8 protein-coding genes are annotated in these 6976 nt (G+C 65.2%); 7 read left to right on the top strand and 1 reads right to left on the bottom strand.

Translation table 11 applies throughout. The features are described from left to right. The 5 genes from VL973_RS04130 to VL973_RS04110 form a co-directional block, all read left to right on the top strand. Positions 1-963 (top strand): murein hydrolase activator EnvC family protein (locus VL973_RS04130; RefSeq protein ID WP_325282758.1); only part of this gene is annotated, 963 nt, incomplete at its 5' end. A gap of 89 nt (positions 964-1052) precedes the next feature. Continuing rightward, the gene (locus VL973_RS04125; RefSeq protein ID WP_325282757.1) at positions 1053-2390 is read left to right on the top strand and encodes a S41 family peptidase; all 1338 of its coding nucleotides are present in this window, start codon (positions 1053-1055) and stop codon (positions 2388-2390) included. Positions 2391-2398: 8 nt separating this feature from the next. Then, the gene (locus VL973_RS04120; protein WP_325282756.1) at positions 2399-2872 is read left to right on the top strand and encodes a disulfide bond formation protein B; all 474 of its coding nucleotides are present in this window, start codon (positions 2399-2401) and stop codon (positions 2870-2872) included. Continuing rightward, entirely contained in the window at positions 2869-3420 is a 552-nt protein-coding gene (locus VL973_RS04115) for a demethoxyubiquinone hydroxylase family protein (protein ID WP_325282755.1), read from the top strand. The genes VL973_RS04120 and VL973_RS04115 overlap by 4 nt, the downstream gene beginning before the upstream one ends. A gap of 57 nt (positions 3421-3477) precedes the next feature. Then, entirely contained in the window at positions 3478-3882 is a 405-nt protein-coding gene (locus tag VL973_RS04110; RefSeq protein WP_325282754.1) for a hypothetical protein, read from the top strand. A 5-nt stretch (positions 3883-3887) separates the two neighbouring features. Here the strand turns inward: VL973_RS04110 and VL973_RS04105 are convergent, their stop codons facing one another. Continuing rightward, entirely contained in the window at positions 3888-4187 is a 300-nt protein-coding gene (locus VL973_RS04105) for a hypothetical protein (RefSeq protein ID WP_325282753.1), read from the bottom strand. 79 nt (positions 4188-4266) lie between these two features. Here VL973_RS04105 and VL973_RS04100 point away from each other — a divergent pair, with 79 nt between their 5' ends. Both VL973_RS04100 and VL973_RS04095 read left to right on the top strand, forming a co-directional pair. After that, positions 4267-5715 (top strand): hypothetical protein, encoded by a 1449-nt coding sequence (locus tag VL973_RS04100; RefSeq protein ID WP_325282752.1) that lies wholly within the window; start codon positions 4267-4269, stop codon positions 5713-5715. After that, the gene (locus VL973_RS04095; RefSeq protein ID WP_325282761.1) at positions 5693-6940 is read left to right on the top strand and encodes a putative DNA modification/repair radical SAM protein; all 1248 of its coding nucleotides are present in this window, start codon (positions 5693-5695) and stop codon (positions 6938-6940) included. The genes VL973_RS04100 and VL973_RS04095 overlap by 23 nt, the downstream gene beginning before the upstream one ends. Positions 6941-6976: the final 36 nt, after the last annotated feature.

Below are 6976 nucleotides of genomic sequence, written 5' to 3'. Positions count from 1 at the left end.
GAACAGGCGGCCGTCGCCGCGCGCGCGGAGGCGGCGGAAGCCGACATCGCCGCCGCGCGTGCCCGGATCGCGCTGGTCGATGCCGCCTTGTCGAGGCAGCGAGAGCGGCTGGCGGCACAGCGCGCGCCGACCGTGCGGCTGGTCGCGGCGCTTCAGGCACTGGCGCGGCGCCCCGCTTCGCTGGCGTTGTTGCAGCCGGGATCGGCGCGCGATGCGGTGCATGTGCGTGCGCTGCTCGCATCGATCGGGCCGGTCGTGCAAGCGCGCAGCGCCGCCGTGCGAACCGAGGTCGAACGCACCAGACAGTTGCGCGAGGGCGCGCGGCTGGCGGCGGCCAGTTTGCGCGATGGCCGCGCCCGGCTGGAAGCACAGCGGCTGCGGCTGGTCGAGCTTGAGGCCGAGAGCCGGTTGCGTTCCCGGTCACTGGCGCGCGGGGCGATGTATGAATCGGATCGAGCCATCGCGCTGGGCGAGGAAGCGCGCGAAATCGTCGAACGGATCGAGCAGACCGAAGCTGCACAGGATGTGCGCGGACGGTTGATGGCGCTCGACACGCCACTGCCGCGGCCCGGCGCCGAAGCCGATGCGATACCCGGCGCGCCGCCCTATCGCCTGCCGGTCAGGGGGCGTATCGTAATCGGCCTTGGTGAAGTCAGCGAAAACGGCATCCGGGCGCGCGGGCTGACGATCGCGGCGGCACCGGATGCGGTCGTGGTCGCTCCGGCGCCGGGGAAAGTGGTGTTTGCCCGGCCCTTCGGGACTTACGAAAATGTCGTCATCCTCGATCACGGCGATGGCTGGACCAGCTTGCTGGCGGGACTTGCGCGGGTTCAGGTCGAGCGCGGCGACGTGGTGGGCGCCGGCCTGCCGGTCGGGCGGGCGGGGCTGGATGAGGGCGCGCGGATCACGGTCGAGCTGCGGCGGCGCGGCGTGCCGTTCGATCTGGTGGCAATGCTGCGCTGACACACGATATATTCGCAAGCGTGCTTTGCCTGGCACGCGACTTGCCGCTATCTTGCGCCATGTTGCGTATTCGAAAGGACAAGCGTTTGATGGCCCGCCCGATGCTCCAGGCCCTTGCAGCCACCGCAGCCGTCGCATTGGTGCCGCTGGCGACCGGCGCAATGGCGCAGGTCGACAGCAACAGCTATCGCGAGCTGGACCTGTTCATGGACGTCTATAACCGCGTGAAGGGCGAGTATGTCGACAAGGTCGACGACAAAACGCTGGTCAAGGGCGCGATCCAGGGGATGCTGGCGGCGCTCGACCCGCACAGCGCCTATGTCGACGCGCTCGATTTCGAGAATATGCGGATCCAGACCGAGGGCAATTATGGCGGCCTGGGCCTGACCGTCACGCAGGAGGACGGCGCGGTCAAGGTGATCGCCCCGACCGAGGATACGCCGGCGTTCCGCGCCGGAGTGAAGGCCGGCGACTATATCACGCATATCAACGGCCAGCTCATCTTTGGCGAGGCGCTGGACGAGGCGATTGAGGATATGCGTGGCCCGCCGGGCACCAAGGTGACGATCACTGTCGTCCGCCCCGGCCGCGACAAGCCGCTTGAGCTGACCATGGCGCGCGAGATCATCGTGCAGAAGCCGGTCAAGTGGGAAGTCAAGAACGGCGTCGGCATCATCAACATCAACACCTTCAGCGCATCGACCGGCGCCGATACCCGCGCGGCGGTGATGGCCATCGAAAAGTCGCTGGGGCGTAAACCCACCGGTTATATCGTGGACCTTCGTTCGAACGGCGGCGGGTTGCTGACCCAGGCGATCGAAGTGTCGGACGCGTTCCTCGAACGCGGCGAGATCGTGTCGCAGCGCGGCCGCGAAAAGGTGGATATCGAACGTTATTATGCGCGGCCCGGCGATCTTGCCGGCGGGCTGCCGATGATCGTGCTGGTCGATGCGGGGACGGCCTCCGCCAGCGAAATCGTGGCAGGTGCGTTGCAGGACCATCACCGTGCGATCGTCATGGGGGAGCGCACCTTCGGCAAGGGGTCGGTCCAGACGTTGCTGCAACTGGGGCCCTCCAACGCGCTGCGGCTGACAACCGCGCGTTATTTCACGCCGTCGGGCCGTTCGGTGCAGGAAGGCGGGATCGAACCCGACCTGTCGGTGCCGCAATTGTCGGACGAGGATTACAAGAGCCGCCCCGTCTTCCGGGAAGCGGATCTGCGCCGGCATCTTATCAACGAGGCCAAGGTCGACAACAAGGTGCTGGAGGAGGACGCCAAGACCGATCCCCGCTTTGACGCCACTGCCGAACAGCTTGAGAAACAGGGTGTCGAGGACTTTCAGCTCGATTATGCGGTAAAGACCATCGCGCGGTTGGCATCGCCGCAGCAACTGGCGTCGGCCGCGCGTCCGGCGGCACGGCGCTGATCGTCGCGATGCGCGACCTGTCGACGGCGCGGGCGCTGGCCCTTTGCCTGCCTGTGGCGTTGCTGGCGGGGGCGTTGGGTTCGCAATATCTGGGCGGCCTGTATCCGTGCGAGATGTGCCACTGGCAACGCTGGCCGCATTATGCCGCATTGATGCCTGCAGGGCTGGCGTTCGTCGTGCCCGGGCGTGCCGCCCGGCGATTGCTGGTGACGCTGGCGGCGCTGGCCATCGCGATCAGCGGGGCGATCGGCGTGTTCCATGCCGGGGTCGAATATCATTGGTGGAACGGCATCACCGCCTGCACCGCGCCGCCCACGCGGGGCGGCGACCTGCTGGCCGATATCCTGTCGCGTCCGCTGATTCGCTGTGACGTGGCGCAATGGTCGCTTGGCGGTATTTCGCTGGCCGGGTTCAATGCCATCTTCTCGCTGGGCGGTGTCATCGCCATCTTGGCGTTGGCATGGAAAAGGCAGAGGCGATGACGACGAACCTGAAAACCCGCTGGCGTCCGGGCGACCGGCGCGAACCTGTGGCGTCGATGATCCGCGTTGACCAAGCCGGCGAATATGGCGCCACGCGTATCTATGCCGGGCAGCTCGCGATTTTGGGCGACCGTGGCCCGCACGCCGCCGAGATTGCGGGCATGGCGCAGCAGGAGGAACGGCACCGCGCCTATTTCGACCGGCAGATCGTTGAGCGCGGGGTGCGGCCGACGCTGATCCAGCCGTTCTGGAACGTCGCGGGCTTTGCGCTGGGCGCGGTGACGGCGGCGATCGGGCCGGAAGCGGCGATGGCGTGCACGGCCGCGGTCGAAACCGAGATCGACAAGCATTATGAGGATCAACTCGCCGAACTGGGCGACGGCGATCCCGACTTGTCCGCGCATGTCCGCGAGTTTCAGGCCGAGGAGCTGGAGCACAAGGAAGCAGCGCTTGCCGCCGGGGCGGAGCAGGCGCCCGGCTATCCGGTGATGAGTGCCCTGATCCGGGCGGGCTGTCGTGTCGCCATCGCGGTTTCCAAGCGGATTTGATACGGGTTCACGGCACCGGCCGCCATCTGGCGCGTTCCCTGCGGTAGGAGAAGGTTGATGTCTTTTAAGTTTATCCTGATGGCCGCAGCGGGAATGGCCGGCGCGTCACTGGCGCCGTCGGCAGCCTCGGCGCAGAACGCCATGCAGAACGGCGTCCTTTATATCTATGGCAATGACCGTTGCCCTACCAATGCCGATGGTGAGGAGATCGTCGTCTGCGTTCGCAAGAGTGAAGCGGAGCGCTTCCGCATTCCGCAGGAACTGCGCGAACTTGAAATCACGCCCGAAAATCAGGCCTGGGCCGTGCGTCAGGAACAGACGCTGAATGCCGGCGATTCGGGTATCGGCAGCTGCTCGGCGGTGGGTATCGGCGGTGCGACCGGCTGTTTCGGTCAGGCAGCGCGCAACAACAAGATCGATCGACGCGCGCGTCGCGATGCGGAGAACGTGCTGGACGACTGACCGCGTTATCGCGAAAGGCGGCGTCGGTTGGCGCCGACCTTCTTGCGATACAGGTCGACCGTCTTCTGGGAAATTGCCAGCGGCGTCGTGCCCATTGCGCCGGTCATCATCGCCCATTGCAGTTCGGCGAGCGCGTGCAGCTTTTCCTCGACCATCCGCGTGGCTTCACGATCGGAACCCGGCTTGGACCAGGCAAAACCGTGCATCCGGGCCGCGATGACGCCGGCAGCCTCGAATCCCAGCATCCAGGTTTCGGTGCCGAGCGTGGCCCAGGCGGCATAAGGAAAGGCGGGAGTGATTTTCATATCCTTCTCTCTACGCGCTAATGTTGCGGTGCACCATGCCAAGTTGGCGGCCCGTGATGTTTTTCGCTAGCGAAGGGGGATGAACCGAATCGCGCCGCTCCTGATGTTCGCGTTGGTCTGGATATCGGCGGCGTGGTTCGGATCGTGGCACTGGAATCCCAACAGCGCGGTGCGGGTGTTCGCCGCGATTTCACTGGTCGAGGAACGTGACGCCACGATCGACCAATTCGAGCATCTGACCATCGACAAGGCGCGCTTCGGTCCGCATTTCTACCTCGACAAACCGCCCGGCATCACCCTGCTTGCCGTGCCGCTGGTCGCGTTGACCAATAGCATCACCGGCGACCGGTCGACGGGAAAGGTGCTGACGACGCAAGACAAGGCTTTCGACCATTACATCAAGCTGCGGCAATGGGTCGCCGCCGCATTCATCAACGCCACCTTGCTCGCGCTTGCTGCGGTGGCCCTTATGGATATCGGTCGGCGCGTGACCGGCAGTGTCGCGGCGGGCGCATTTGCGGGACTGGCGTTCGCGCTGGGCACGCCATTATGGGGCTGGGCCACGACCTTGTTCGGCCACGCGGCGGTTGCATCGCTGCTGGTGATCGCGGTGCATTTTGTGCTCAAGGGGACCAGTGCCGATCGTGGCCGGGCCGACGCGTTGATGGCGGGCGGGTCGCTGGGGCTGGCGTTGCTGATCGAACACAGCGCGCTGCTGTTCGCGGTGCCGGTCGGGTGCTGGACGTTGTGGCGGATGCGCGTGCTGTCGCCCGCCGACGCGATCCGCGCCGCTGCCGATGCGACGATCGCGGCGGCGGCGGCGCTGCTGCCGCTGCTTGTCTATAACATGATCGCTTTCGGGGAGCCGTTCCGTCTGGGCTATGAAGGTGTGGTCGGTTGGGAGGGGATGGAACAGGGGCTGTTCGGCCTGACCTATCCGCATCTGACGGTGCTCGGCGAAATCCTGTGGGGCACGCGGCGCGGCATATTGTGGGCGGCGCCGGTCCTGATCGCGGCGGCGCCGGGGCTGGTTGCGGCATGGCGGGGCGGGGCGCGGGACGTGGCGCTGCTGGCGCTGACGGGAGCAGTGGGTGCGTTCCTCTATAATGCATCCTATGTCTATTGGGACGGCGGCAATACGACCGGGCCGCGCCACGCGATGCCCGCGGTCGCATTCCTGTCGCTGATGTTGCCGTTCGTTTGGGCATCTGCCGGGCAGGTGGCGCGCGCCATGCTCGCCTGCCTGTTGGCGGCAAGCGTCGCGATCAACATGACGATCGCATCGGCTGAAATCACCGCCCCGTGGAGCGCCCAGAACGCCTTGGTCGACGGCGTATGGCGCGCAAGGTTCGCGCCCGGCTATCTTCGCACGATCGCGAATGAATGGTTCGGTCTAAACCCGTGGATGGGCCTTGTGATCTGGGCGATCGTCGCATTGTTGACGCTGGCCGGTTTGTTGGTCGCAATTGCTCGACAGTCGCGCGATGCGAACATATATCGAACATATGGCGCAGCTCGATGTTCGTGAAAAGCTCGAAATCCTTGCAGATGCGGCGAAATATGACGCGTCCTGCGCGTCGTCGGGCACGACCAAACGCAATTCGGCGGGCGGCAAGGGGATCGGTTCGACCGAGGGGATGGGCATTTGTCATGCCTATGCTCCCGATGGCCGGTGCATCAGTCTGCTCAAGATCCTGCTGACCAACAGCTGCATTTTCGACTGTCATTACTGCATCAATCGCAAAAGCTCGAACGTCCGACGCGCGCGATTCACCGCGCAGGAAGTCGTCGCGCTGACGCTCAGCTTCTATAAGCGCAACTATATCGAGGGGCTGTTCCTGTCGTCGGGCATCATCCGTTCACCCGATTATACGATGGAGCAGATTGTCGAGGTCGCGCGATCGCTTCGCGAGGATCATCAGTTCCGCGGTTACATCCACCTGAAAACCATACCGGATGCGGATCCCGAACTGGCCCGCCTGGCCGGGACACATGCCGACCGCGTGTCGATCAATGTCGAGTTGCCGACGGTGCCGGGTCTGCAACGACTTGCGCCGGAAAAGTCGGCAACCCGGATCGAGGGCGCGATGGGCGCGATGAAGTCGGCGATCATCGATACGGCCGACGCCCGCAAACGCTATCGCTCGGCCCCCCGTTTCGCGCCGGCGGGGCAGTCAACGCAGATGATCGTCGGCGCCGATGCCGCGACGGATCGCGATATCGTGGGGCGCGCGGCGACGCTTTACGACCGCTACAGCCTGCGCCGGGTCTATTATTCGGCGTTCAGCCCGATCCCTGAGGCAAGCGCGGTGCTGCCGCTGCAACGACCGCCTATGATGCGGGAGCACCGGCTGTATCAATCGGACTGGCTGATGCGCTTTTACGATTATTCCCCGGTCGAAGTCGCCGCCGCCGTCGATCCCGGAACCGGCATGTTGCCGCTGGATATCGATCCCAAGCTCGCCTGGGCGTTGAAGTTTCGCGACCGCTTTCCCGTCGATGTGAACCGCGCGCCGCGTGAGGACCTTTTGCGCGTGCCGGGTTTGGGCGTGAAGGCGGTGAATGCGATCCTTTCGGCCCGGCGGTGGCGGCGACTGGCGCTTGACGACGTGGCGCGGCTTACGGTGTCGGTGGCGAAGATCCGGCCGTTCATCGTCGCCGATGGCTGGCGCCCGGTGGCGCTGATCGATCGTGCCGACCTGAAAACCATGGTCGCCCCGAAACAGGAGCAACTGGAGCTGTTCGCGCCATGAGAGCGGTTCGCAGTTGAAACGACGACAGCAGCGGGG

Source organism: Sphingomonas sp., from assembly GCF_035490575.1.
Lineage (GTDB): Bacteria > Pseudomonadota > Alphaproteobacteria > Sphingomonadales > Sphingomonadaceae > Sphingomonas.
The sequence above is the reverse complement of the archived record's forward strand: the minus strand, read 5'-3'. Positions and strand labels throughout refer to the sequence as shown.